This is a genomic window from Actinosynnema sp. CA-299493, from assembly GCF_050946825.1.
Classification (GTDB): domain Bacteria; phylum Actinomycetota; class Actinomycetes; order Mycobacteriales; family Pseudonocardiaceae; genus Actinosynnema.
Genome location: NZ_CP191993.1, coordinates 3,669,898 through 3,693,888, shown reverse-complemented (window position 1 = coordinate 3,693,888; position 23,991 = coordinate 3,669,898). Strand labels below are relative to the sequence as shown.

The window sequence follows — 23,991 nt, the reverse complement described above, 5'->3', positions numbered from 1 at the left end:
ACCGAATTCCATTGGCCCGCGACTTTGACGACCGCTGCTCACCACGTGGTCACCACGAAAGCCCGAGACTTCTCCGGGTATGGTTTTCGCGGTGGGTGCGGCGCGGCTTCTGACCGCGGTCGTGGCGAACGCGCTGCTAGAGGCACCTGTGACCGCGACGACGGCCTTCCCCGTCGCGGTGGGACCGGCCCGTTGGCCGTAGTCTTCCCAGGCCGACCCGGCACCGCGCGGGTCGGTTCAGGAGAGCATGGACGCGACCTGAACCAGCACCACAGGGCTCGAGGGCACGTACAGAAGGGAATGACCGGTCGGATGTTCCGCCGTATCGCGATCGTCAACCGAGGAGAGGCCGCGATGCGGCTCATCCACGCGGCCCGGGAGTTGGCCGAGGAGACAGGCGCGGTGATCGAGACGATCGCCCTGCACACCGACGTGGACCGCGGCGCCGCGTTCGTCCACGAGGCCGACGTCGCCTACGACCTCGGGCCCGCGTCCAACCGCCCCTACCTCGACCTGAAGGTGCTCAAGGCGGCGCTGGTGGAAACCGGCGCCGACGCGGCCTGGCCGGGCTGGGGCTTCGTCGCCGAGGACCCGGCGTTCGCCGCGCTCTGCGACGAGATCGGGGTCGCCTTCGTCGGCCCGAGCGCGGACGCCATGCGCAGGCTCGGTGACAAGATCGGCGCCAAGCTGCTCGCCGAGGAGGTCGGCGTCCCGGTCGCGCCGTGGAGCCGGGGTCCGGTGGAGTCGCTGGACGCGGCCCTCGCCGCCGCCGAGCGGATCGGTTACCCGCTGATGCTGAAGGCCACGGCCGGCGGCGGCGGGCGGGGCATCCGGGTGGTCACCAACGAGGCCGACCTGTCCGACGCCTACGAGCGCACCAGCCAGGAGGCCGCGCGGGCGTTCGGCAGCGGCATCGTCTTCCTCGAACGCCTGGTCACCGGCGCCCGGCACGTCGAGGTGCAGGTCATCGCGGACGGCCAGGGCACGGCGTGGGCGCTGGGGGTCCGCGACTGCTCCGTCCAGCGGCGCAACCAGAAGATCATCGAGGAGTCGGCGTCCCCGGTGCTCGACGCCGACCAGGCCGCCGACCTCAAGGCCTCCGCCGAGCGGCTGGCCAACGCGGTCGGTTACCGGGGCGCGGCCACCGTGGAGTTCCTCTACCACCCCGGCGACCGGGCGTTCGCCTTCCTGGAGGTCAACACCCGGCTCCAGGTCGAGCACCCGATCACCGAGTCCACCACCGGGTTCGACCTGGTCAAGGCCCAGTTGTGGGTGGCGGCCGGCAACCGGCTGCAAGGCGCGGCGCCGGTCGAGCGCGGCCACGCCGTCGAGGCCCGGCTCAACGCCGAGGACCCCGACCGCGACTTCGCGCCGTCGCCGGGGCGCATCGCCCGGCTCGCCCTGCCCTCCGGGCCCGGCATCCGGGTGGACACCGGGGTCCGGGAGGGCGACACCATCCCGGCCGACTTCGACTCCATGATCGCCAAGATCATCGCCCACGGTCGCGACCGGACCGAGGCGCTGGGCAGGCTGCGCCGGGCCATGGCCGACACGACGGTGGTCATCGACGGCGGCGCGACCAACAAGAGCTTCGTGCTCGACCTGCTCGACCAGCCCGAGGTCCTCGACGGCAGCGCGGACACCGGCTGGATCGACCGGGTCCGGGGCGAGGGCAGGCTCGTCGCGCACCGCCACGCCGCGGTGGCCGTCGCCACCGCCGCGATCCAGGCCTACGAGGAGGAAGAGGGCGCCGAGCAGCAGCGCCTGCTGTCCACCGCGTTCGGCGGCAGGCCGCAGGTGCGGCACGAGTACGGCCGCAGCCTGGACTTCAAGCTGCGGGGCGTCACCTACCGGGTCCGGGTGACCAGGGTCGGCGCGCAGCGGTTCCGGGTGGGCATCGAGGCGGGCTCGCAGGTCCGCACCGCCGACGTCGAGCTGGACCGGTTCGACCTGCACTCCGGGCAGGTCCGGGTCAACGGGACCCGTCACCGCCTGCTCATCGGCACCACGGGGCCGGTCGTGCTGATCGAGGTGGACGGCGTCGCGCACCGGGTCAGCCGGGACGAGGGCGGCGTGCTCCGCTCCCCCGCGCCCGCGCTCGTCGTGGCCACCCCGGTCGGGGTCGGCGACGAGGTGGAGGCCGGTGCGCCGGTGCTCGTGCTGGAGAGCATGAAGATGGAGACGGTGCTGCGCGCGCCGTTCCGCGCCCGGGTGAAGGAATGCGCGGTGGCCGTCAACAGCCAGGTGGCCAGCGGCGCCCCGCTGCTGCGGCTGGAACCCCTGGCCGAGGACGACGTCGCCGACACCGCGGCCGACCAGCCGGTCGAGCTCGACCTGGCCCCGCTCCCGGACGCCTCCCCCGCCGACCGCGTCGACCGCGGCCTGCAGGAGCTGCGCGGGCAGCTGCTCGGCTTCGACGTGGACCCGCACGACGACGCGAAGGTGCTGCGGGACTACCTCGACGCGCGGCGGGAGGCCACCGACGCGGGTCGGCGACCGTTGACCGGGGAAGTCGCCCTGCTCACGGCCTTCGCCGACCTGGCCGAGCTGAGCCGCAACCGCCCCGCCGGCGAGGACGCCGGCGGCGGTGGCCACGTGCACAGCGCCCGCGAGTTCTTCCACACCTATCTTCAAAGCCTGGACGTGGAGCGCTCCGGCCTGCCGGAGCGGTTCCAGCGCAGGCTCGCCAAGGCGCTCGCCCACTACGGCGTCACCAGCCTGGACCGCACCCCGGAGCTGGAAGCCGCCGTGTTCCGGATCTTCCTCGCGCTCCAGCGGGCCACCGCCGACGCGGGGGTCGTCGCGGCGATCCTGCGGTCCTGGCTGAGCGAGGCGCCGCCGGACGACGCGCTGCGCGACACGGTCGGGCTCGCCCTGGAGCACCTGGTCTCGGCCACCCAGGTGCGGTTCCCCGCCGTCGCCGACCTCGCGCGCGGTGTCGTGTTCGCCTGGCTCGGCCAGCCGCTGCTGCGCCGCAACCGGGCCCGCGCCTACGCCGAGGTCCGCAAGCACGTGCGGTACCTGACCGAGCACCCGGACGCGGCGGACCGCGACGAGCGGGTCGCCCGGATGGTGCGGACCACCGAGCCGCTCGTGCGGCTGTTCAGCCAGTACCTGGAGCGCAGCCCGCTCGACGACGCGCTGATGCTGGAGGTGCTGACCCGGCGGTACTACGGCAACAACCGCCTGGTCGGCATCCGGACCGAGACGATCGCCGACCGCACCTTCGTGATCGCCGAGCGCACCGACTTCACCGTGGTGTCCACGGCGACCGGCCACGACGACCTCGGCGAGGCGCTGCGCAGCCTCGGCGCCCTGGCGTCCAGGACCGGCACGCTGGAGGCGGACGTCTACCTGGCGTGGCGCGACCAGCCGGAGGACGCCACCGAACTGGCCGCCGCGCTGGCGGCCGTGGTCGGCGCGCACCCGCTGCCCGAGCAGGTCCGCAGGCTCACGCTCACCGTCGCGGGGCGCGGCGGCGCGGTCGTGCACCAGCACGTCACGTTCCGCCCGGTCGAGGCCGCGACGCCCGAGTCCGGCACGGCCGGGACCGGGGTGGTCGGGACCGGGGTGGTCGGGGCCGGCATGGTCGAGGACCGGCTGATCCGGGGCCTGCACCCCTACATCGCCCAGCGGATGCACCTGGAACGGCTGCGCGAGTTCGACCTCACGCGGCAGCCGTCCTCCGACGAGGACGTCTACCTGTTCCACTGCGTCGCCCGCGGCAACCGCGCCGACGAGCGGATCGTCGCCTTCAGCCAGATCCGGGACCTGGTGGCCCTGCGCGACCAGGACGGACGCCTCGCGGCGCTGCCGACCGCGGAGAACACGCTGGCCACCTGCCTGGACTCGATCCGGCGGGCCCAGTCGCTGCGGTCGTCGTCCGCGCGGTTCAACACCAACCGCATCGTGGTCTACGTCTGGCCGGCCAGCGACATCACCCGCGACGAGCTGGAGATGCTGGCGAAGCGGATCCTGCCCACCACGGCGGGCGCGGGCCTGGAGGAGATCGAGTTCATCCTGCGGCAGCGGCGCGAGTCCGGCGAGCTGGCGCGGGTCGCGCTGCGGATCTCCTTCGACGCCACCGGCACCCCGGCGCTCACCATCGGCGAGCCCTCCGACGAGCCGATCCCGCCGCTGGACGGCTACCGGCAGAAGGTGCTGCGGGCGAGCAGCCGCAACACGGTGTACCCGTACGAGATCACCGGCATGATCGGCGAGTTCACCGAGTACGACCTGGACGAGACCCACGCGCTGGCGCCGGTGGACCGACCCAAGGGGCGCAACACCGCGGCCGTGGTCGCGGGCGTGGTCCGCACCCCGACCGCGCGGCACCCGCAGGGCGTCACGCGCGTCGTGCTGCTCGGCGACCCGACCGACTCCCTCGGCGCGCTGTCCGAGCCGGAGTGCCGCCGGGTGATCGCCGCGCTGGACCTGGCCGAGCGGCTCCGGGTGCCCGTGGAGTGGTACGCGTTGTCCGCCGGCGCCCGGATCTCCATGGAGTCCGGCACCGAGAACATGGACTGGGTGGCCGCCGCGCTCAAGCGGATCGTCGAGTTCACCCAGGGCGGCGGCGAGATCAACGTGGTGGTGGCGGGCATCAACGTCGGCGCCCAGCCGTACTGGAACGCCGAGGCCACGATGCTCATGCACACCAAGGGCGTCCTGGTCATGACGCCCGACTCGGCCATGGTGCTCACCGGCAAGCAGTCGCTGGACTACTCCGGCGGCGTGTCCGCCGAGGACAACTTCGGCATCGGCGGCTACGACCGGGTCATGGGCCCCAACGGTCAGGCGCAGTACTGGGCGCCGGACCTGCCCTCGGCCCGGGACCTGCTGATGGCCTACTACGACCACACCTACGTCGAGCCCGGCGAGGACGGGCCGCGCCGGGTGGCGACGACCGACCCGCACGACCGCGACGTCACCGGCTACCCGCACGAGGCGGCGGGCAGCGACTTCACCACGGTCGGGCAGATCTTCTCCGCCCAGGACAACCCGGACCGCAAGAAGCCGTTCGACATCCGGGTCGTCATGCGCGCGCTGTCCGACCAGGACCGACCGGTGCTGGAGCGGTGGGCGGGCATGGCCGACGCCGAGACCGCGGTCGTGCAGGACGTGCACCTGGGCGGCATCCCGGTCAGCCTGGTGGGGATCGAGTCCCGTCCGGTGGAGCGGCGCGGCTTCCCGCCCACCGACGGCCCGGACACCTACACCGCGGGCACGTTGTTCCCGAGGTCGTCCAAGAAGGTGGCGCGGGCGATCAACGCGGCCAGCGGCAACCGGCCGGTCGTGGTGCTGGCGAACCTGTCCGGGTTCGACGGCTCACCCGAGTCGATGCGCAAGCTCCAGCTGGAGTACGGCGCGGAGATCGGCCGGGCCGTGGTGAACTTCCGGGGCCCGATCGTGTTCTGCGTGATCTCCCGGTACCACGGCGGCGCGTTCGTGGTGTTCTCCAAGGCGTTGAACCCGAACATGACCGTGCTCGCGGTGGAGGGCTCGTTCGCCTCCGTGCTCGGTGGCGCGCCGGCCGCCGCCGTGGTGTTCACGCGTGAGGTCACGGCCCGTGCCGCGGCCGACCCCCGGGTCCGCGACCTGGAGGCCAGGAGCGCCGCCGCGACCGGCGCCGACCGGGCCGCCCTGACGGCGGAGCTGGACGAGCTGCGCGCCGCGATCCGCGCGGAGAAGCAGAGCGAGATCGCGCGCGAGTTCGACCGGATCCACAGCATCGGGCGTGCGGTCGAAGTCGGCTCGGTCGACGCCGTGGTCCCGGCCGTCGAGCTCCGGCCCCGGATCATCCAGGCCCTGGAGTCGCCGCGGGCGTAGCGGGAGCGATGACGCGGGGGCGGTGCTGCGGCGCCGCCCCCGCGTCGTGTTCCGGCCGACTTTCCGGCCCGGTCCCCCGACACCCCTTCCCGAGGGGCGGTCGCCGTACTACGCTCATCCGTGAGAGCGCTCTCACGCACGTCATCGGCTGTTCCCCCCTGCACGGAGGTGGCACCAACGTGATCCGGAGCCCTCACCACCCCACCCGCCGGCGTTCCCGCCCGGCCGCGCTCCTCCTCGCCGTCCTCACAGCCCTCCTGTCCCTGACGGGCGCCGCCGAGGCCGAGGCCGACTACACCCAGAGCGTCACGCGGGTCGACGCCACGCAGGCGCGCATCGACTTCACGCCGACGACCGCCGCGCTCTACGTGGACGTCCACTACATCGCCACCGGCGCGGGCCAGCAGAACTTCCGGATGACGAACAACGCCGGGACGTGGCAGCGGACGGTCGGCTCCCTGGTAACCGGCACCGTGCTGGACTACTGGTTCACCTACGAGAAGAGCGGTCCGCAGTACGACACGCCGCACTTCACCTACACCCACGGTGGCGGCACCGGCTCCCAGGTCGCCACGCCGACGTTCAGCCCCGGGACGGGCACCTACCCGACGGCGCAGGTGGTGACGATCTCCACCGCCACGGCGGGCGCCACCATCCGGTACACAGTGGACGGTTCGACCCCCACCGCGTCCTCCACGCCGTACAGCGGACCGATCAGCGTGCCCACCACCAGGACGGTGAACGCGATCGCGCTGAAGTCCGGTCTGGCGAACTCGGCGGTGGCCGGCGCCACCTACACGATCGGGACCTCGACGGGGTGCCCCACCCAGTCCGACACACCGGACTTCGGCCCCAACACCCGGATCTTCGACCCGAGCATGCCCGCGACGACCATCCAGGCGCAGCTCGACGCGGACTTCGCCGCGCAGAAGGACACCATCACCGCCCAGATGGCCGGCCGGCGGGTGGCGCACCTGTTCAAGCCGGGCAGCTACCGCGTGCACGACGACGTCGGCTACTACACCTCGGTCGCGGGCCTGGGGCAGAACCCGGGCGACGTGGTGATCAACGGTGACATCACGGTGGACGCGTTCAACGAGTCCGACAAGGGCGTGGCGCTGCAGAACTTCTGGCGGTCGGCGGAGAACATGGCCGTCAACCCGAGCAGCGGCGCCAACCGGTGGGCGGTGGCGCAGGCGGCCCCGTTCCGCCGGATGGACATCCGCGGCAACCTCCAGCTCTACCCGGCGAGCTACGGCTTCGCCAGCGGCGGGTACATCGCGGACACCAAGGTCTCCGGCCAGGCCTCGTCGGTCTCGCAGCAGCAGTGGTACACCAGGGACAGCAACCTGGGCAGCTGGGCCGGCGGCGTGTGGAACATGGTGTTCTCCGGCACGCCCGGCGCACCGCCGACCGCGTTCCCGAACCCGCCGCACACCACCCTGGCCACCACGCCCGTCTCCCGCGACGTGCCCTACCTCTACCTCGACGGCTCGGGCAGGTACCGGGTGTTCCAGCCCGCGCTGCGCACCAACGCCTCCGGCGCGAGCTGGGCGAACGGCAGCACCCCCGGCACGTCGCTGCCGATGAGCCGGTTCTACGTGGTGAAGTCGGGCGACACCGCGTCGTCCATCAACTCCGCGCTGGCCGCCGGCTGCCACCTGTTCTTCACCCCCGGCGTCTACCACCTCGACCAGACCTTGAACGTGACTCGGGCCGGCACCGTCGTGCTGGGCATCGGCTACCCGACCCTGATCCCGGACAACGGTGTCGACGCCATGCGGGTCGCCGACGTCGACGGCGTCCGGATCAAGGGCATCCTGTTCGACGCGGGCACCACCAACTCGGCGGCGCTGCTGACCGTCGGCCCGGCGGGTTCGAACGCCGGTCATGCGGCCGATCCGACGACGTTGCAGGACGTGTTCTTCCGCATCGGCGGCGCGATCGCGGGCAAGGCGACCACGAGCCTGGTCGTCAACAGCCACGACGTGATCATCGACCACATCTGGGCCTGGCGCGCCGACCACGGCAACGCGGGCACGTGGGGGTGGACGGAGGCGACGGGCGACACGGGGCTCGTCGTCAACGGGAACAACGTCCTGGCGACCGGTCTGTTCGTCGAGCACTACCAGAAGCACCAGGTGATCTGGAACGGCCAGGGCGGGCGGACGATCTTCTACCAGAACGAGATGCCCTACGACGTGCCGAACCAGGCGTCCTGGATGAGCGCGCCGGGGGTCAACGGGTACGCGGCCTACAAGGTGGGCGACAACGTCACCACGCACGAGGCGTGGGGGCTGGGCAGCTACTGCTTCTTCAACGTCAACCCCTCGGTGAGCTCGTACCACGCGTTCGAGGCGCCCCGGTCGGCCGGCGTGAAGTTCCACAACATGGCGACCGTCTCGCTCAACTACCAGGGCCTCATCACCCGCGTGATCAACGACGCGGGAGGCGTGACGCAGCCGGGCACCGTGCCCAGCAACCTGGTGAACTACCCGTGACCTGACGCACCGCCCTCGGACGCCGGTGGGACGAGCCCTACCGCCCCACCGGCGTCCGAGGCACCGCTAAGGAGCCCCCATGCGCTTCTCCTCCGGCACCGAAGGAACACCCCCGACCCCGATCAGGCGGCTCACGGCAGCCGCGACCACCGTCGTCACCGCCCTCGCGCTCGCCCTCGCCGGGCAGCCGGCCTCCGCCGCAGAACCGGCCGCGGCCGAAGATTGCCGGATGTCGACGCTCGGGCGGACAGGCCTGCGCGCGGCCGACCCGAGCGTGATCCGCGTCGGCGCCACCTACATCTCGGCGCAGGTCGGCGGTGGCGGTATCCAGGTGCGCCAGGCGTCGTCCCCGGACGGCCTGGCCGCCGCACCCGCCCGCCTCGTCTGGCGCGACGCGCGCAACCTGGGTTCGGTGTGGGCGCCCGAGATCGTCCGCGACAGCGGTCGGTACTACATCTACTTCACGGCGGGCGACGACGCGGCGCACCGGATGTACGCGATCAGCTCGACCTCGCCGGACGCCGGCTACACCGGCGAGGTCGAACTCGCCCTGCCGGGTGGCCGGTGGGCCATCGACGGCGTGCCGGTGACGTTCGAGGGTCGGCGCTACTTCATCTGGTCGGGCTGGGAGTGCGCCACCAACGTCGAGCAGAACCTCTACCTCGCCCGCATGGCCGACCCGCTGACACCGGTCGGCGACCGCTACGTCATCTCGCAGCCGCGCGAGCCGTGGGAACGGGTGGTCGGCAACCCGTTCGTCAACGAGGCGCCCGAGGTCATCAAGGACCCCAACGGCCAGTTGCACGTGGTGTACTCGGCCAACGGCAGTTGGAGCGAGCAGTACTGCCTGGCGGACCTGCGGCTGCGCGTCGGCGGCGACCCCACGCACGTGTGGGACTGGTACAAGTCCAACGGGTGCCTGTTCGGCTCGAACCGGGCGACCATGATGGCCGGCTGGGACCCGACCCTGCACGTCAACGGACCCGGTCACCACTCGTTCGTCCTGCTCGACGGCGACATCGCCACCAGTCCGCCGGCCGGCCCGAGGTTCCCGCTGGTGTACCACGCGGTGCCCAAGGGAACGGCGTACCACTGGGACAACCGGTACTGGTACACCGGCACGTTCGCCTGGTGGGGCAATACGACCTATCGACGCGCCAACGTCCCGGGCGCGACCGCGGACACCGGCTGGAGCCTGAAGTTCTTCGAGTGACCGTTCGTCGGCCTCCCTCCGGCGCCACCGCCCGGCCCGCGCGGATCACGGCCGGGCGGTAGCGTGCCGCGGTGGAGGACGACGACGGACGGGAGGCGGCGTTCATGGCCGAGGTCACCGCGGTGGACGTGTTGGTGGACGGGTTCGAGCGGGTCCGGGAGTCCGTGGAACGCGTGCTGGACGGCCTCACCGGACCGCGGCTGACCCACCGGGTGGGCGGCTCGGCCAACTCGATCGCCTGGCTGGTCTGGCACCTGACCCGGGTGCAGGACGACCACGTGGCGGAGGTCGCGGGCACCGACCAGGTCTGGACCGCCGAGGGCTGGGTGGAGCGCTTCGACCTGCCGCTGCCCGCCGACGACACCGGTTACGGTCACGGCGGCGAGCAGGTCGCCGCCGTCGACGCGCCCGCCGACCTGCTCCGCGACTACCACCGGGCGGTGCACGAGCGCACCGAGGCCTACCTGCGGGGCTTGACCGGCCAGGACCTGACCAGGGTCGTGGACGAGTCGTGGGACCCGCCCGTGACGCTCGCCGTGAGGCTGCTCAGCGTGATCGAGGACGACCTCCAGCACGTCGGCCAGGCCGCCTTCGTGCGCGGTGTGCTGCCCGAGGGCTGACCGCCGGTCCGGCCGGCCCGCCGTCGAGCGGGCCGACACCCGTGCCGACACGGGGAAATTCCACCCGAGGGGTATTCCGAAGTCACGGCGTCGGCATTCGTTGACACCGCGTCCGGCGCGTCGGCATGATGACCGCCAGTCACGACGGCGGTGTCAGCAGCCACGTTGCCGAGGTCGGACCACACGTCGCCGCCTGGGGTGGAAGGCTTCACATTGATCGACGACCGACCGGTGGACCATGCGCTCTACGCGGCGCACCGAGACTTCTTCGACGCCACCCGGCCCGAGACGCCGTGCCTGCTCCTCGACCTCGACATCGTCGCCGCCCGGTACCGGGAACTGCGCGCCGGCCTGCCGGATGCCGCCGTCTACTACGCCGTGAAGGCCAACGCCGACCCGGACCTGTTGCGGCACCTGGTGGAACTCGGCTGCGGCTTCGACGTCGCCAGCGTCGGCGAGGTCGACTCCTGCCTCGCCGCGGGCGCCGACCCGGTGTCGATCTCGTTCGGCAACACGGTGAAGAAGGAGTCGGCGATCCGCTACGCGCACGAGCGCGGCATCCGGCTCTACTCGGTCGACTCGGCGGCGGAGCTGGAGAAGGTGGCGCGGGCCGCGCCCGGCGCGGAGGTCTGCTGCCGCTTCATCGTCCACACGACCGGCGCGCAGTGGCCGATCAGCCGCAAGTTCGGCTGCACCGAGGAGGACGCGGTCGTGCTGCTGCGCGACGCGGTGTCACTCGGGCTCACGCCACGCGGCACCACCTTCCACGTCGGGTCCCAGCAGCGCGAGCCGGACAGCTGGGCGACCGGTGTCGCCACCGCCGCGCGCGTCGCGGCCAAGCTGGCCGCCGAGGGCGTCGAACTGGACCTGCTCAACCTCGGCGGCGGGCTGCCCGTCCGCTACGAGGCGACCGTGCCGTCGCTGGAGACGTACTTCGCGGCGATCGACCGCGCCGTCACGGCGTCCTTCCCGACCCGGCCGACGCTGATCGTCGAGCCGGGCAGGTACCTGCCCGGTGACGCCGGGATGATCCGCTCCGAGGTCGTGCTGGTGACCGAGCGGGAGAACGGCCTGCGCTGGGTCTACCTCGACGTCGGCCGGTACAACGGCCTGGTCGAGACCGACGACGAGGCCATCGCGTTCCCCGTCGTCGCCGTCCGCGCGGACGGCGGGTTCGCCGACGAGGCGGTCCCCGTCGTGCTCGCGGGGCCGACGTGCGACAGCACCGACGTCCTGTACGAGCGCACACCGGTGTCCTTGCCGGTCGACCTGCGACCAGGCGACCACATCGACATCCTCGCGACCGGCGCCTACACGACGCCGTACGCGTCCGTCGGGTTCAACGGCTTCCCGCCGTTGCCCAGTCACTGCTTCCGCGCCACCGACCGCTGAGACCGGTGCGCCGCAACGAGCCTGGTGTTGAAGAGGAGCCGCTGATGTCCGACGAGTACACCTGGGCGTTCGACGGGAAGCGCTACCGGATGTACCGCTTCCCGAAGGAAGTCGAGAGCGGCCTCAAGGAGCTCAACCGCAGCGACAACTGGCACGCCGCGCTGGCCTGGCTGGAAGACCTCGTGTGGATGGCCTTCTGCACCTGGCTGTGCGTCGGTGTGTCCTACTGGTTCTACCCGGTGGCGGTGCTCGTGATCGGCGCCCGTCAGCGGGGGCTGTCGACCATCCTGCACGACTGCGCGCACGGCATCGGCGCGTCGAACCGCAAGGTGCAGATGTTCGTCGGCACCGTGCTCACCGCCTACCCGATCTTCCAGCAGCACTACGCGTACAAGATCTCGCACGTCTTCACGCACCACCCCAAGCTGGGCAACCCCGAGGGCGACCCGGACCTGAGGTTCTTCATCGAGCAGCGGGCCTACGAGATGTCCTCGCCGCGCGCGTACGTGCTCCGCACGGTCATCATGCCGCTGTTCGGCACGCAGACGTGGGCCTACCTGAAGTACCTGGTGCGCAACCGCTACCGACTGCTCAAGCAGGGCCGCGTGCGGTCGGCGGACACGCCGCAGACCCCGATCGGCAAGCGCAAGCGGGTGCTCGACCGCGTCGGCTTCTGGGCGTTCTGGGCGACCGTCGTCGCGGTGTGCGCGTCGCAGGGCTGGCTGCTCGAACTGCTGCTGTTCTGGGTGGTGCCCTACCTGACCAGCTTCCAGATCCTGGGCTGGTACATCGAGCTGTCCGAGCACACCCCCCTGGTGCGGGACTCCAACGTGGACCTCTACATGACGCGCAACCGCAAGAGCCGCACGTGGGAGAAGTTCCTCACCGGCATCCACAACGACAACTACCACCTGGAGCACCACCTGGACCCGCGCACGCCGTTCTGGAACCTCGGCAAGGCGCGGCAGGTGCGGCTGGCCGACCCGAACTACGCGGAGGTGGACCGCCAGTTGGGCGGGCTGTTCACCAAGGGGCCGGAAGGGCAGCAGAGCGCCATCAGCGCCATCGTGGAGTCGATGACCTACAAGCCGGAGCAGCCGCATGTCGCAGCCTGAGCGGCCGAGGTCGTCGGGGAAGGTCTACCGGCGGGTGGAGTCGGGCGTCGTGCACGGCGGCGCCGAGTTGCGCCTGGGCATCACCGACCCGGTGGTGACGCCCATCTTCCAGACCGCGGCGTACGAACTGCCCGACGCGGCCACCGCCGCCGACATCTTCGACCTGCGCGTCGACGGCCACGCCTACACGCGGCTGAACAACCCGACGTGCGACGTGCTGGAGGCCAGGATCGCCGCGGTGGACGACGCACCGGCGGCCCTGGCCGTCTCCTCCGGCCAGGCGGCGATCACCCTGGCGCTGCTCAACCTGTGCCAGGCGGGCGACAACCTGGTCAGCTCCAACGAGCTGTACGGCGGCACGTGGAACCTGCTGGCCAACACGTTCGCCCGGTTCGGCATCGAGACCCGGTTCGTCAGCCCGGACAAGCCGCAGAACTTCGCCGACGCCACCGACTCGCGGACCCGGTGCTACTTCGGCGAGACCCTGCCCAACCCGAAGCTGCGGCTGTTCCCGATCGAGGAGGTCGCGGCGATCGCCGAGGACGTCGGCGTGCCGCTGGTGCTGGACAACACCATGCTGCCGCTGGTGTGCCGCCCGCTGGAGTTCGGCGCGCACATCCTGGTCTACTCGGCGACGAAGTACATCGGCGGCCACGGCAGCGCGCTCGGCGGCCTGATCGTCGACTCCGACCGGTTCGACTGGGCGCGGCACGCCGACCGGCACCCGCTGCTCACCGCGCCGGACCCGGCGCACGGCAACATCGTGTGGACCGAGGCGGGCGCCAACCTGGACAGCTCGCTGGGCCGCAGCCCGTTCCTGCTCAAGGCCCGCGAGACGCTGATGCGCGACCTCGGGCCGTGCCTCAGCCCGTTCAACGCGTTCCTGCTGATCCAGGGCATCGAGACGCTCCCGCTGCGGATGCGGGCGCACGGCGAGAACGCCGAGGTGGTGGCGCGGTACCTGGCCGACCAGCCGTCGGTGGTCTCCGTCCGGCACCCGGGCCTCGGCGACGCCGAGGAGGTCGAGCGGCTGCGGCGGTACACGGGCGGCAACGGCGGTCCACTGGTGCAGTTCGAGCTGGCGGGCGGGCTGACCGCGGGCACGCGGTTCATCGAGGCGCTGCGGATGATCTCGCACGTGACCAACATCGGTGACGTGCGCTCGATGGCCACCCACCCCGCGTCCACCACGCACGCCCAGCTCCCCGAGGCGGACCGGCTCGCCGCCGGGGTGACACCGGGGTCGATCCGGCTGGCCATCGGCTTGGAGCACGTGGACGACCTGCTCGCCGACCTGGCGGGCGCGCTGGCGGTGGCCGGGTGACGGGCAGACCGCCGGTCGCGGCGGCGGAACAGGCGGACGTGCCCCGCCCGGCGGTGACCGGGTGACGGGCAAGCCACTCGTCGCGCTCGCGGCAGCCGCGGAACAGGTGGACGGCGTGCCGCACCTGGCGGTGCGCGAGGTGTACGTGCGGGCGTTGGAGCAGGTGTCCGGTTGCCACGTCGTGGTGATCGGCGGACCCGCCCCGGACCTGGCGCACCTGGTCGACCGGTTCGACGGCGTGGTGTTCGGCGGCCACCAGAGCAACGTGCTGCCCCGGTGGTACGGCGGCGAGCCGGGCTCGGGGTTTTCCGACCCCGACCGGGACGAGCTGGCGCTCAGCGTGATCCCCGCCGCACTGCGCGCGGACGTCCCGGTGCTCGGCATCTGCCGGGGCTTGCAGGAGCTCAACGTCGCGCTGGGCGGGACGCTGCGCGACGTCCCGGGGCACACCGAGGACCTCTCGCTGCCCCGGGACGAGCAGTACCTGCCCGCGCACCCGGTGCGCCTGACCGAGGGCGGCGTCCTGCGGAGGCTGCTCGGCGAACCGAGCGTCGAGGTCAACTCGCTGCACTACCAGGCGATCGACCGGCTCGCGCCCGGCCTGCGGGTCGAAGCGGTGGCGCCGGACGGGGTGGTGGAGGCGGCGTCGGCCGAGGGGGCGACGTTCTGCCTCGCCGTGCAGTGGCACCCCGAGTGGTACGCGGCCACGGACCTCGTGTCGGTGGCGCTGTTCACCGGGTTCGGCGCCGCGGTCGCGGCCCGTGCGGAGCGGCGCGCGGTCATCTGACGGGCCGGTGTCCGCGAGCACGAGTCCGTCGTCGAGCACCTGGTCGCCGGAGGCGGTGGCGTCAGGCCCCGGGCAGGCCGCCTCCGGCCTCGGCCACGCACAGCAGTCGCGGTGAGAACAGCTCGTACGGCCTGCCGTCGTAGCCGCCCAGCGTGCGCACCGGGGTCAGCCCGCCGGCCCGCAGCACGGCGAGCAGTTCGTGCAAGCTGTACATCCGGTAGTCCACCACCACGCGCTCCCGCTCCACCCCGACCGGTCGGCACGTCCACCGCAGGCGGCTCGTGCGCGGGTCGAACACGTTCTGGTGCAGGACGAGCTCGCCGTCGACCTCCTCGTAGTCCCGGACGACGAACCCGGCACCCGGCGCGAACTCCGACGGGAAGAGGTTGCGGACGAACCAGTCCCGGTTGACGACGTCGACGAGCAGCCGCCCGCCGGGCCGCAGCACGCGCGCGACCGCGGCCACCGAGCGGACGTTGTCCTCGTCGCGGTCGAAGTAGCCGAAGCTGGTGTACATGTTCACGGCCGCGTCGAACGACGCCGCCGGCAGGGCGGTGAGCTCGCGCATGTCGGCCCGCACCGCGTCCACGGTCACGCCGCGCTCCGCCGCCCGCCGCCGGGTGGCGTCCAGGTAGTCCTCGCTCAGGTCGACGCACGTGACCCGGTGCCCACGTGCCGCCAGCGACACGGCGTGCCGCCCGGTGCCGCACGGGACGTCGAGGACGCGGGAGCCGGCCGCCAGGCCCAGCTCCCGCTCGATCAGCGCCACCTGGCCGTCCGTGCTCTCCGCCGCCTGCTCGTGCAGGCGGCGGAGGCCGTGATCGCTGTCGAACGCCGTCGCCCACCAGCTCGCCACGGCGCGTCAGCCCGCGTCGTCCGCGCCGCGCACGACCGACTCCCGGGCCAGCACCTCCGCGACCTGGCGCAGGTACGACGGCACGTGCAGCAGGAACGCGTCGTGGCCGCGGTCGGTCGTGTGGTCCTGGTGGTGCTCGGCGGGCAGGCCGCGGGCGGCGAGGTTCGCCTGGATGTAGCGCGCGTGGTCCGGCCCGTACAGGCGGTCGGAGTCGAAGCTGAACAGGTGCACCCGCGGCCTGCGCCGGAACGGCGCGACCGGGCGGTCGTCGGCGAACGCGTCGAAGCTGTCCATCGCGTTCATCAGGCACAGGTAGCTGTTCGCGTCGAACCGGTCGACCAGGCTCGCGGCCTGGTGCTCCAGGTAGCCCTCGACGGCGAACGGCCCGGTGGTCGCCGAAGGGCCCGTGGTCACCGAAGTGCCCGTGCCGTTCGCGGCGCGCGGTTCGCGGCCGAACTTGCGGGCCAGCATGTCTTCGGAGACGTACGTGAGGTGGCCGATCATCCGCGCCGTGCCGAGGCCCGCCGCCGGTCCGCCGCCCGGCGGGTACCGGCCCTCCCGGAACGCCGGGTCGGACCGGATCGCGGTCCTGGCGACCGCGTTCCAGGCGAGGTTCTCCGCGGTGTGCCTGGCCGTGCCGGCGACGATCAGGAAGTCGTCGGCGTCGTCCGGCGCGCGCAGCAGCCATTCGAGGACCTGCATCCCGCCCAGCGAACCGCCGATGACGGCGCGCAGCCGTCCGACGCCGAGCTCGGCCACGAGCGCGCGGTGCACCGTGACCATGTCGGTGATGCCGATCAGCGGGAAGTCCGGTCCCCACGGCCCGCCGTCCGGACCCGGCGAGGTCGGGCCGGTGGTGCCGGAGCAGCCGGCGAGCACGTTGGCGCACACCACGAAGTGCCGGTCGGTGTCGACGGGGCGGCCGGGTCCGACCATGTCCCGCCACCAGCCGGGCCGGTCGTCGGGGTGGTGGGCGGCCGGGTGCGAGTCGCCGGTCAGCGCGTGGCAGACGAAGATCGCGTTCGACCGGTCCTCGTTCAGCTCGCCGTAGGTCTCGTACGCCACCGTGACGGGCGCGAGCGTCCGGCCGGACTCCAGTTCCAGCGGGTTGGCGTGGTCGAACAGCACCACCGTCCGCACGTGGCCGTCCGCGACGCCCGGACCCGACACGGCACCGGACGTGCCCGGCACGGCGCGGGACCTCCGCGCGCCCACCAGCAGGGCGGTGAGGAGCAGTCCGCTGAGCGCGCCGATGACCAGGAACGACACCCGGCCCGTCAGCTGGTACAGCGCCACGCCCAGCAGCGGGCCGAGGATGTTGCCGATGTCGGACACCAGGCCGAACAGCCCGAACGCCTTGCCCTGCCTCGTCATGGCCGACCGCAGCTCGACGACGCCCCGCCGCGCGGTCAGGTACAGCGCGGCCTGGCCGACCATCAGCACGACGAAGCACGCCGCCACCGGCCACACCTCGGCGCTGGCGTACAGCCCGGCCGTGCCGACGGCCGCGAACGCCAGGCCGAGCACGGCCATCGCCACCAGCCCGAGCTTGCCCGCGTAGCGGCCGAGCAGCCAGCTCACGACCCCGAACGCGGCCAGGCCGATGGCGAACACCAGCGAGATGGCGCCGCGCGCCGACTCCGTGCCGTCGGCGCTCAAGTACAGCGGCAGCACGGGTTCCAGCGCCGAGTAGGTGAGGTTGGTGAACAGGTCGAGCGCGCCGAGCGCCAGCACCCAGGTCCACCACCGGCCGCCGGTCGCCCCCTGGCCGGTCGCGGTGTCGTCCGCCTGCTCCTCGTCGACCGGCGCCGGCACGTCGCGCGGCACGGCCCACCGCAGCCCGAACGCGGTCACCACGGTCACCGCCGCGCCGAACAGGAACAACGCGTCCAGACCGAACGGCGCCGCGATGCCGGCCGCCAACGGGCCGAGCAGGAAGCCCGCCACCGCGAAGGTCCCGAAGTTGCCCATCATCCGGCTGGTCGGCAGGTCGTAGCGGCGGCACAGCGCGGCCATGCCCGCGTACAGGGCCGGGGTCACCAGACCTTCGCCGACACCCCAGAGGGCGCGCCCGGCCAGCAACGTCGCCGGGTCGCGGGCGATCGCCGTGACCACGATGCCCGCCGCCGCGACGAGCAGCGCGACGCACCCGACGTCACCGGGCCGCCACCGGTCGACCCACATCCCGCCGAACGGCTGGGCCGCCGCTTTCGCGCCCGCGAACACGGCGAAGGTCAACGCGACGACGGTCGGGTTCGCACCCGCCCGCTCCTCCAGGTCCGGCACGAACGGGATGAGCAGCGTGTAGGAGGCGTTGACGCTCAGCAGCGCGCCGAACAACAGCGCGACGCGGCTCCGACCGGGGCTCATCCACTGCCCTCGACGTAGGCCGCCAGCACGCGGTGCATCTCGGTCAGGGCCTCGGCCAGCGCCGGCCCGGGGTCCGGCGAGTACACCAGCGCCCACAGGTCGGCGCCGACGAGCCCGTGCCGCTCCTTGAACCGGTAGTTGTCCCGACCCCACTCGATCCGCCGGAACCCGCCGGCGTAGGCCCACTCGGTGCAGCGGTACATCATCGCCACGTACGTGCTCAGCTCGGTGAGGCCCGAGTAGTCGACGCCGCCGCACAGGAACGTGACCTCGTCGTCCTGCCGGAAGCCGAAGAACACACCGGCGATCCGGTCGTCCACCCGGGCGACGACGAGCAGGGCGCCCGGCGTCCGCAGCAGCGCGTGGAGGGTGTCCTCGTCGTACAGCGCGGGCCAGCCGTGCTCGTCGGTGGTGCCGACGACCAGCGGCAGGACCGAGGGCACGAACCCGTGCGCCTCCGGCCCGTCGACCACGTCGATCCGCAGTCCGCGCTCCTCCGCGCGCCGCAACCGCCGCTGCACGTCCATGCGGAGCTTCCTGGGCAACCGGCCGAGGTGGTCGTCGAAGCCGCCGGACAGGTCGGAGCTGTACGTGCGGTCGAGCAGGACCCGACCGGCCGGCGGTCCGACCGCGTCCTCCCACATGGCGGCGGCGGCGTCGGTGAGGTTCGGCGCGATCAGCAGGTCCGCCTCGCCGGCGGCGATCCACTCCATCGCCGTGGCGTGGGCGCCGCGTGCCAGGTCCGCCGGGAAGGCGTCGCGCTTGGTGTACATGGAATAGGTGGAGCCAGCGAAGACGTGGCGGCTGCCGAGGTGCTCCTGCCCGGCCTGGGTGATGTACCCGTGCCAGAAGGGCGAGCCGCTCAGCGCGTACAGCGGGAGCACCTGCCCTTCGGCGCTCACGTAGCCGTGCCGGGTCCGGCGCTCGATGTCGGTCGTCTCCCACATGCGCAGCCAACCGGCCGAGTCGTACAGGCAACCGGACACGACCCGCTCGGGTAACCCGCCGAGCAGCGACCACCCCGTCGCGGTCCTCGTGGACGTCATGTCCCGGCCCTCCGCCCGGCTCGCGATGGACCCACGTCGCTCCGCCGTAACGTCACCACACGCAATGTTCCCCCATGCGCCGCGTTGTTCGTCCGTGCCCCAGGTGCCGAACCGGTCACGCGGTCGTTCGGTGGCAGTGGGCGGACCGGTTCGCAACCGTCGCAGACTACAGGCGGCTACCCCGCAACACCCGTGCCCGCAACGGGAACGCTGCGGTACGGCCGGCCCGCACGCGGCCGTTCCCTGCGGACTGCCACGCTCCTCGCTCGCCGGGAGGAATCGGCTGGATGGCCGGTGGAGCCGCTTCGCACGCCGTGCCACGATGGGGTCACGGATCGTGTCGGGTCGGGCAGGTGGGGAGCGGCGGGTGCTGGCCGTCCAGGTGCTCGGTCCCATCAGGGCCTGGCGTGACGGGACCGCGCCCGCCCTCGGTCCGCCGGGCGCAAGGCCGTGCTCGTCTTGCCGGCCCTCGCGCACGGCAAGCCGGTGACCCGGGCCGAACCGGTCGACGCGCGGATCGCCACCGAGACCGGCGACCAGGACGGACAAGACCGCTCCCGGGCCGGTCTGGGCAGCACGCGAAGGCAGGTGTGAGCACGCGGTCCGCGCGGCTGGATCACCGGAACCCCGCGCTCGCTTCCCCGGGACGCGCTGTCCCTCCCCCGTTCCCCCTCCGACCGTCGCGAAGGTGGTTCGCCGTGCCCCGATCCGCAGCCCGCCCGGCCCCGGTCGCGCGGCGGGGCAGCACGTGCTGAGCGGGCGCTGGGAGCCCGTCGCCGCGATCTGCACCGTCGCGGTGGTCGGGCTCGTCACCGGGCTGACCGTGCCGCTGATGTCGTTGCGGCTCAGCGGCGGCGGCGCGTCGTCGGCGTTGATCGGGACGACCGCCGCGCTGCCCGCGGTGGGCATCCTCGCCGCGGTGATGTGCCTGGGCCCGCTGACGTGGCGGTGGCGGGTCAAGCCGTTGTTGATCACCGGGATGCTCGGTTCGGCGGTGAGCACGGGGCTGCTCGCGGTGACCGACGCCGTCCCGGTGTGGCTGGTGCTCCGGTTCGCCGTCGGCGTGTTCGCCGGGCTGCTGCTGGTGCTGGGCGAGACCTGGATCAACGCCGTCACGGCGGAGGCCACGCGGGGACGTTGGATCGCCCTCTACACCTCGGTGTTCACGCTGTGCCAGGTGTCGGGCCCGGGGTTGCTGGCCCTGTTCGGCTCGGCCGCCCAGTGGTCGCTGCTGGTCGCCGTGCTCACGCACCTGCCCGGGATCGCCCTGCTGGCGGTCAGCTCGTGCCGGATCGACGGGTTCAAGGCCGGGAAGCCGGCCGCTGCCCTCGCCTTCGCGCGGTCCGCGCCGACCGTCGCGCTCGCGGTGCTGATGTTCTCCTTCTTCGACAGCGCGGTGCTGGCGCTGCTGCCGTTGTACGGCATGGCGCACGGGCACACCGAGGCGGTCGCGGTCCTCATGGTGGGCGCGGTCTTCGCCGGCGACGCCCTGCTCCAGGTGCCGCTGGGCTGGTGGGCCGACCACGTCGACCGCCGTCGGCTGCACATCGGGTGCGCGGTGCTCGTGCTGCTGCCGGCCCTGGGCATGCCGCTGCTGCTGGACGTGCCGGTGCTGGTGTGGCCCGCCCTGGTGGTGCTGGGCGCCGCGGCGGGTGGCGTCTACACGCTCGGGTTGGTGCGCATCGGCCAGGACTTCACCGAGGACGAGCTCGTCGACGCGAACGCCGGCGCCACCGTGCTGTGGGCCCTGGGCAGCCTGATCGGCCCGCTGATCGGCAGCGCCGCGCTGAACCTCCTCCCGCCGGACGGCCTGATGCTCGCCCTGGCCGCCGTCACCGCGCTGTTCCTGACCGCCGCCGTCGCCGATGTCCGGGTGCCGGCCCGACTGCCGCGCTGACCGGGGCGCGGGCCGGGTCGTCCATTTCCGCGGCATCCGATCAGTTGATTTCCTGCCGGCGGGACAGGCCCGCACCACCCGCGCATCCCGATAACGTGCCGTGAATCCGACATTTCCGCTGATAACCGGAGTGCCCGCTCTCGGGTTGTCCTCGTGATTGTTCCGTTATGATGACCATGGTCACCCGACTTCCCCACTGGGTCGGCCCCCACCCTGCTACCTTCCGTCGACATGAGGGCACTCGACAAACGCATGACCGTGACCGCGCTGGTCGTGGTCGCGGGCTTCACCCCGTTGGTGGCTCCGGCGATCAGCACCGCGGCTCCCGACGTCGTTCCTGTCGCCGCTCCCGCCACCGCGTCCAGCACGGCCTACGCCAATCAGGTGGCCACTAAGACGCACTTCGACTGGACGTTGCTGAACAGAATCCGGCGGGCGAACGCCTACGCGGAAAGCCGCCCCGGTTTCGCCGGAATCGTGGTGCGGGACCGGAAGACCGGCGCGGTCTGGCGCAACGGCCACTCGGACGCGCTCGTCTGGGCCTGCTCCACGCCCAAGCTCGCCATGGTCGTCGACCTGCTGCTGCGCGACGACGCCGGCACCGTGAGCCTGACGGCGGAAGACCGCGACCTGATGCACCGGATGCTGAACTCCAGCGACGACAACGCGGCGCACGCGCTGTGGACCCGCTACGGCGGCGAGCGGGAGTTCGCGTCCCGCTTCCCGTCCTACGGGATGACCGACATGCGGTTCACCGACGAGCACCCGCACCACTGGGGCTGGATCCTCACCACGGCCGACGACCTCGACCGCCTGATCAACTACGTGCTGACCAAGCTCCCGGTCGCCCACCGCGACTACATCGTCAACGAGATGCGCTCGGTCGACGCCAACCAGCGGTGGGGTGTCTGGGGCGCCGGCGCCGCCGCTCGCCCGGGGAACAAGAACGGCTGGTCCGACGACAACGACGACGGTTCGTGGCTGATGAACTCCGTCGGCTTCGTCGGCCCCGACGAGCGCTACACCCTCGCCATCATGAACAACACCAGGGTGGTCGAGAACGGGTACGACGTGGGCCTGGAAACCACCACCGGGATCAGCCGGATCATGTTCGACGGCTACTTCCGCTGACCGGGTCCGTCCCGGGGGTCGGCGGACCGCTCCTCGAGAACCCCGACGAGGGCCGTCGCGACGAGGGCCACCGCGTGGTCGTCGTCGTGGGCGAGTCGGCGCAGGACCTCCCGCGCGGCGGCCCCTGACAGCTCGACCAGCGCCTGGGTCAGGCGGATCCGGATCGCGGAGCCCGCGGTGGGTTCGGCGAGCTCGCCGACCAGCGCGGTCGTGATCCGGTCCGCGTGCCCCGGATCCCGGGACAGCGTGCCGAGGACCTCCGCCGCGTCGACGTCGTTGACGCCCTCGACCACCATGGCGACGAGCGTCGGCACGGCCTCGGTCGCGCCACGCCTGCCCAACGCCAGGGCGGCGGGCCCGCGCACCGCCGGGTCCGGGTCGCCGAGCGCGTCCGCGAGCACCGCGCCCGCACCCGGCGCCTCCGGCATCTCGGCGATCGTCAGCACGGCGCGCCGCCGGACTTCGGCATCCACCGAACGCGCCCCGGCGGCCAGCGTCGCCATGCCGTCGCCACCCGAACGGGCGAGCGCCCAGCGCAACGCGCCCGCGACGTTGGTGTCGGCTTCGGTCAGCACCGCGCCGGCCAGCAGCTCGGCGGCCACCGGCACGTCGTCCGGCCGGGACAGGACGGCCTGCTGCCGGCGCGCGGCGCTGGTCGAGTCGAGCCCCTGCATGAGGCCGACGACGCGCAGGACGTCCTGCCAGCCGGTGGGCGCCGACGCGTCGATCGCGCGGAGCCGTTCGAGCAGCTCCCGGTCCCGCGCCACCCGGTCTTCCGTCCACTTGATGAGGTCGCCGACCAGGGCGGACGGCGTGAACGCCCGGTCGTCCAGCGCGCGCCCGACCTGCTTGAGCGAGAGCCCGAGGGACCGCAGGCCCTCCACGTGGAAGATCCTGCGGACGTCCTCGGCGGAGTACTCGCGGTAGCCGCCGACGGTGCGACCGCTCGGCCGGACCAGCCCGAGCGCGTCGTAGTGCCGGAGCATCCGCGTGCTCACCCCGGAATGACGGGCCACGTCGCCGATCAGCAAGCCGTGGCCTCCGGGGCGGCCTCCGGCTCGACGTTCCCTGCCGCTGCGGCGGCTCGTGCCGGGCCGAGGGCGACGACCCGGGTCGCCTCGGCGACGGCCAGGTCGAAACCGGCGTCCGGGTCACCCAGGAGCACCTCGGTGGCACGGGCGTGCGCGGCCACCTCCGGGTCCGGGTCGGCCGCCGCCCGCTCCAGGGCGGGCGTGATCACGTCGCCGAGGTCGACCAGTGCCCGGCTCAGGCTCAGCCGCACCTCGCGGTCGCCGCGGGCGAGCTGCGTGACCAGCTCCTCGACCAGGCCCGGCTTCTCGTCCTCGGGCACGAAGGCCACCGCGACGCGCCACGCGGTCCGCGCGACCTCCTCGTCGGCGTCACGCAGCACGTCGCGCGTGATCCAGGCCCACGCGCTCCTGTCACCGATCTTGGAGAGCGTGTGCAACGCCTGGCTGCGGGCCCGGGTGCGCCCGGAGTCGAGTTCCCGGCGGATCCGGGGCAGGGTGATCTCCGGCGCGAGGCGGGTCAGCGCCCAGGACAGCATGTCCCGGACGAAGAAGTCCGGCTCGACCGCGCACCGCTCGACGAGCGCCTCCAGGAGACCGGGGTCCGGGTTCGTGCCGACCGCCAGGGCCGCTTGGAGCCGGACCGACGAGTCCTCGGCGCCGAGGGCGTCGGCCACCGGGCTGTGCTGCGGGGTTCCTCTTGTCGTGGGGATCGGGACCACCTCCTGCGCCCAGTGGACACCTTGTCACCGTGTCAGGGTCAACCCCGTGACCGGCGGGTCAGGAGGTCGTCCGGTCCGGGACGCCGCCTGCCCGGACACGGTGAGCGACCGTACCCGAGACCGCACGCGCATTTCACCGGCTGTCGGGATGATCTCGGTGGCG

16 protein-coding genes are annotated in these 23,991 nt (G+C 72.5%); 11 read left to right on the top strand and 5 right to left on the bottom strand.

All coding sequences use genetic code 11. The features are described 5' to 3' along the window. Window positions 1-312: 312 nt before the first annotated feature. From ACQPYE_RS16550 to ACQPYE_RS16515, 8 genes are all read left to right on the top strand, one after another. Window positions 313-5,826 (top strand): ATP-binding protein, encoded by a 5,514-nt coding sequence (locus ACQPYE_RS16550; RefSeq protein ID WP_498722185.1) that lies wholly within the window; start codon window positions 313-315, stop codon window positions 5,824-5,826. 179 nt (window positions 5,827-6,005) lie between these two features. Further along, the gene (locus ACQPYE_RS16545; RefSeq protein WP_498722183.1) at window positions 6,006-8,327 is read left to right on the top strand and encodes a pectate lyase-like domain-containing protein; all 2,322 of its coding nucleotides are present in this window, start codon (window positions 6,006-6,008) and stop codon (window positions 8,325-8,327) included. 79 nt (window positions 8,328-8,406) lie between these two features. Next, complete coding sequence (locus tag ACQPYE_RS16540) at window positions 8,407-9,540, top strand: glycoside hydrolase family 43 protein (RefSeq protein ID WP_498722182.1); 1,134 nt, start codon at window positions 8,407-8,409, stop codon at window positions 9,538-9,540. A gap of 104 nt (window positions 9,541-9,644) precedes the next feature. Then, entirely contained in the window at window positions 9,645-10,160 is a 516-nt protein-coding gene (locus ACQPYE_RS16535; protein ID WP_498722929.1) for a mycothiol transferase, read from the top strand. A 231-nt stretch (window positions 10,161-10,391) separates the two neighbouring features. Further along, window positions 10,392-11,552 carry a type III PLP-dependent enzyme gene (locus ACQPYE_RS16530; protein WP_498722181.1) on the top strand — a complete coding sequence of 387 codons (1,161 nt, stop codon included), beginning with the start codon at window positions 10,392-10,394 and terminating at the stop codon, window positions 11,550-11,552. Window positions 11,553-11,596: 44 nt separating this feature from the next. Beyond that, window positions 11,597-12,667, top strand: coding sequence for a fatty acid desaturase (locus tag ACQPYE_RS16525; RefSeq protein ID WP_498722180.1), 1,071 nt, complete (start codon window positions 11,597-11,599; stop codon window positions 12,665-12,667). Next, window positions 12,654-13,991, top strand: coding sequence for an O-acetylhomoserine aminocarboxypropyltransferase/cysteine synthase family protein (locus tag ACQPYE_RS16520; RefSeq protein ID WP_498722179.1), 1,338 nt, complete (start codon window positions 12,654-12,656; stop codon window positions 13,989-13,991). Before ACQPYE_RS16525 ends, ACQPYE_RS16520 begins: the two co-directional genes overlap by 14 nt. 61 nt (window positions 13,992-14,052) lie before the next feature. After that, window positions 14,053-14,778 carry a gamma-glutamyl-gamma-aminobutyrate hydrolase family protein gene (locus tag ACQPYE_RS16515; protein ID WP_498722178.1) on the top strand — a complete coding sequence of 242 codons (726 nt, stop codon included), beginning with the start codon at window positions 14,053-14,055 and terminating at the stop codon, window positions 14,776-14,778. 61 nt (window positions 14,779-14,839) lie between these two features. Here the strand turns inward: ACQPYE_RS16515 and ACQPYE_RS16510 are convergent, their stop codons facing one another. Genes ACQPYE_RS16510 through ACQPYE_RS16500 form a run of 3 tightly spaced genes read right to left on the bottom strand, consistent with a single transcriptional unit; the run spans window position 14,840 to window position 19,050 of the window. Continuing rightward, window positions 14,840-15,634 carry a class I SAM-dependent methyltransferase gene (locus ACQPYE_RS16510; protein ID WP_498722177.1) on the bottom strand — a complete coding sequence of 265 codons (795 nt, stop codon included), beginning with the start codon at window positions 15,632-15,634 and terminating at the stop codon, window positions 14,840-14,842. Window positions 15,635-15,640: 6 nt separating this feature from the next. After that, window positions 15,641-18,004, bottom strand: coding sequence for a homoserine O-acetyltransferase MetX (gene metX / locus ACQPYE_RS16505; protein WP_498722176.1), 2,364 nt, complete (start codon window positions 18,002-18,004; stop codon window positions 15,641-15,643). Beyond that, entirely contained in the window at window positions 18,001-19,050 is a 1,050-nt protein-coding gene (locus ACQPYE_RS16500) for a GNAT family N-acetyltransferase (protein ID WP_498722175.1), read from the bottom strand. Before ACQPYE_RS16500 ends, metX begins: the two co-directional genes overlap by 4 nt. A 450-nt stretch (window positions 19,051-19,500) precedes the next feature. Here ACQPYE_RS16500 and ACQPYE_RS16495 point away from each other — a divergent pair, with 450 nt between their 5' ends. The 3 genes from ACQPYE_RS16495 to ACQPYE_RS16485 all read left to right on the top strand — a co-directional run bounded on the left by ACQPYE_RS16495 (window position 19,501) and on the right by ACQPYE_RS16485 (window position 22,078). Then, complete coding sequence (locus tag ACQPYE_RS16495) at window positions 19,501-19,644, top strand: hypothetical protein (RefSeq protein WP_498722174.1); 144 nt, start codon at window positions 19,501-19,503, stop codon at window positions 19,642-19,644. Between the two features lie 94 nt (window positions 19,645-19,738). Then, window positions 19,739-20,947 (top strand): MFS transporter, encoded by a 1,209-nt coding sequence (locus ACQPYE_RS16490; protein WP_498722173.1) that lies wholly within the window; start codon window positions 19,739-19,741, stop codon window positions 20,945-20,947. Between the two features lie 231 nt (window positions 20,948-21,178). Further along, window positions 21,179-22,078 (top strand): serine hydrolase, encoded by a 900-nt coding sequence (locus tag ACQPYE_RS16485; protein WP_498722172.1) that lies wholly within the window; start codon window positions 21,179-21,181, stop codon window positions 22,076-22,078. Here ACQPYE_RS16485 and ACQPYE_RS16480 read toward each other — a convergent pair. Both ACQPYE_RS16480 and ACQPYE_RS16475 read right to left on the bottom strand, forming a co-directional pair. Then, window positions 22,066-23,109 carry a MerR family transcriptional regulator gene (locus ACQPYE_RS16480; RefSeq protein WP_498722171.1) on the bottom strand — a complete coding sequence of 348 codons (1,044 nt, stop codon included), beginning with the start codon at window positions 23,107-23,109 and terminating at the stop codon, window positions 22,066-22,068. The genes ACQPYE_RS16485 and ACQPYE_RS16480 overlap by 13 nt on opposite strands. Continuing rightward, entirely contained in the window at window positions 23,103-23,828 is a 726-nt protein-coding gene (locus ACQPYE_RS16475) for a HEAT repeat domain-containing protein (protein ID WP_498722170.1), read from the bottom strand. The genes ACQPYE_RS16480 and ACQPYE_RS16475 overlap by 7 nt, the downstream gene beginning before the upstream one ends. Between the last annotated feature and the right edge of the window lie 163 nt (window positions 23,829-23,991).

What these genes read in the sequence shown, in the direction of transcription:
- ACQPYE_RS16550 (WP_498722185.1), top strand. Translation starts at nt 313, where the DNA reads ATGTTCCGCCGTATCGCGATCGTCAACCGAGGAGAGGCCGCGATGCGG.
- ACQPYE_RS16540 (WP_498722182.1), top strand. Translation starts at nt 8,407, where the DNA reads ATGCGCTTCTCCTCCGGCACCGAAGGAACACCCCCGACCCCGATCAGG.
- ACQPYE_RS16535 (WP_498722929.1), top strand. Translation starts at nt 9,645, where the DNA reads ATGGCCGAGGTCACCGCGGTGGACGTGTTGGTGGACGGGTTCGAGCGG.
- ACQPYE_RS16525 (WP_498722180.1), top strand. Translation starts at nt 11,597, where the DNA reads ATGTCCGACGAGTACACCTGGGCGTTCGACGGGAAGCGCTACCGGATG.
- ACQPYE_RS16520 (WP_498722179.1), top strand. Translation starts at nt 12,654, where the DNA reads ATGTCGCAGCCTGAGCGGCCGAGGTCGTCGGGGAAGGTCTACCGGCGG.
- metX (WP_498722176.1), bottom strand. Translation starts at nt 18,004, where the DNA reads ATGAGCCCCGGTCGGAGCCGCGTCGCGCTGTTGTTCGGCGCGCTGCTG.
- ACQPYE_RS16500 (WP_498722175.1), bottom strand. Translation starts at nt 19,050, where the DNA reads ATGACGTCCACGAGGACCGCGACGGGGTGGTCGCTGCTCGGCGGGTTA.
- ACQPYE_RS16485 (WP_498722172.1), top strand. Translation starts at nt 21,179, where the DNA reads ATGAGGGCACTCGACAAACGCATGACCGTGACCGCGCTGGTCGTGGTC.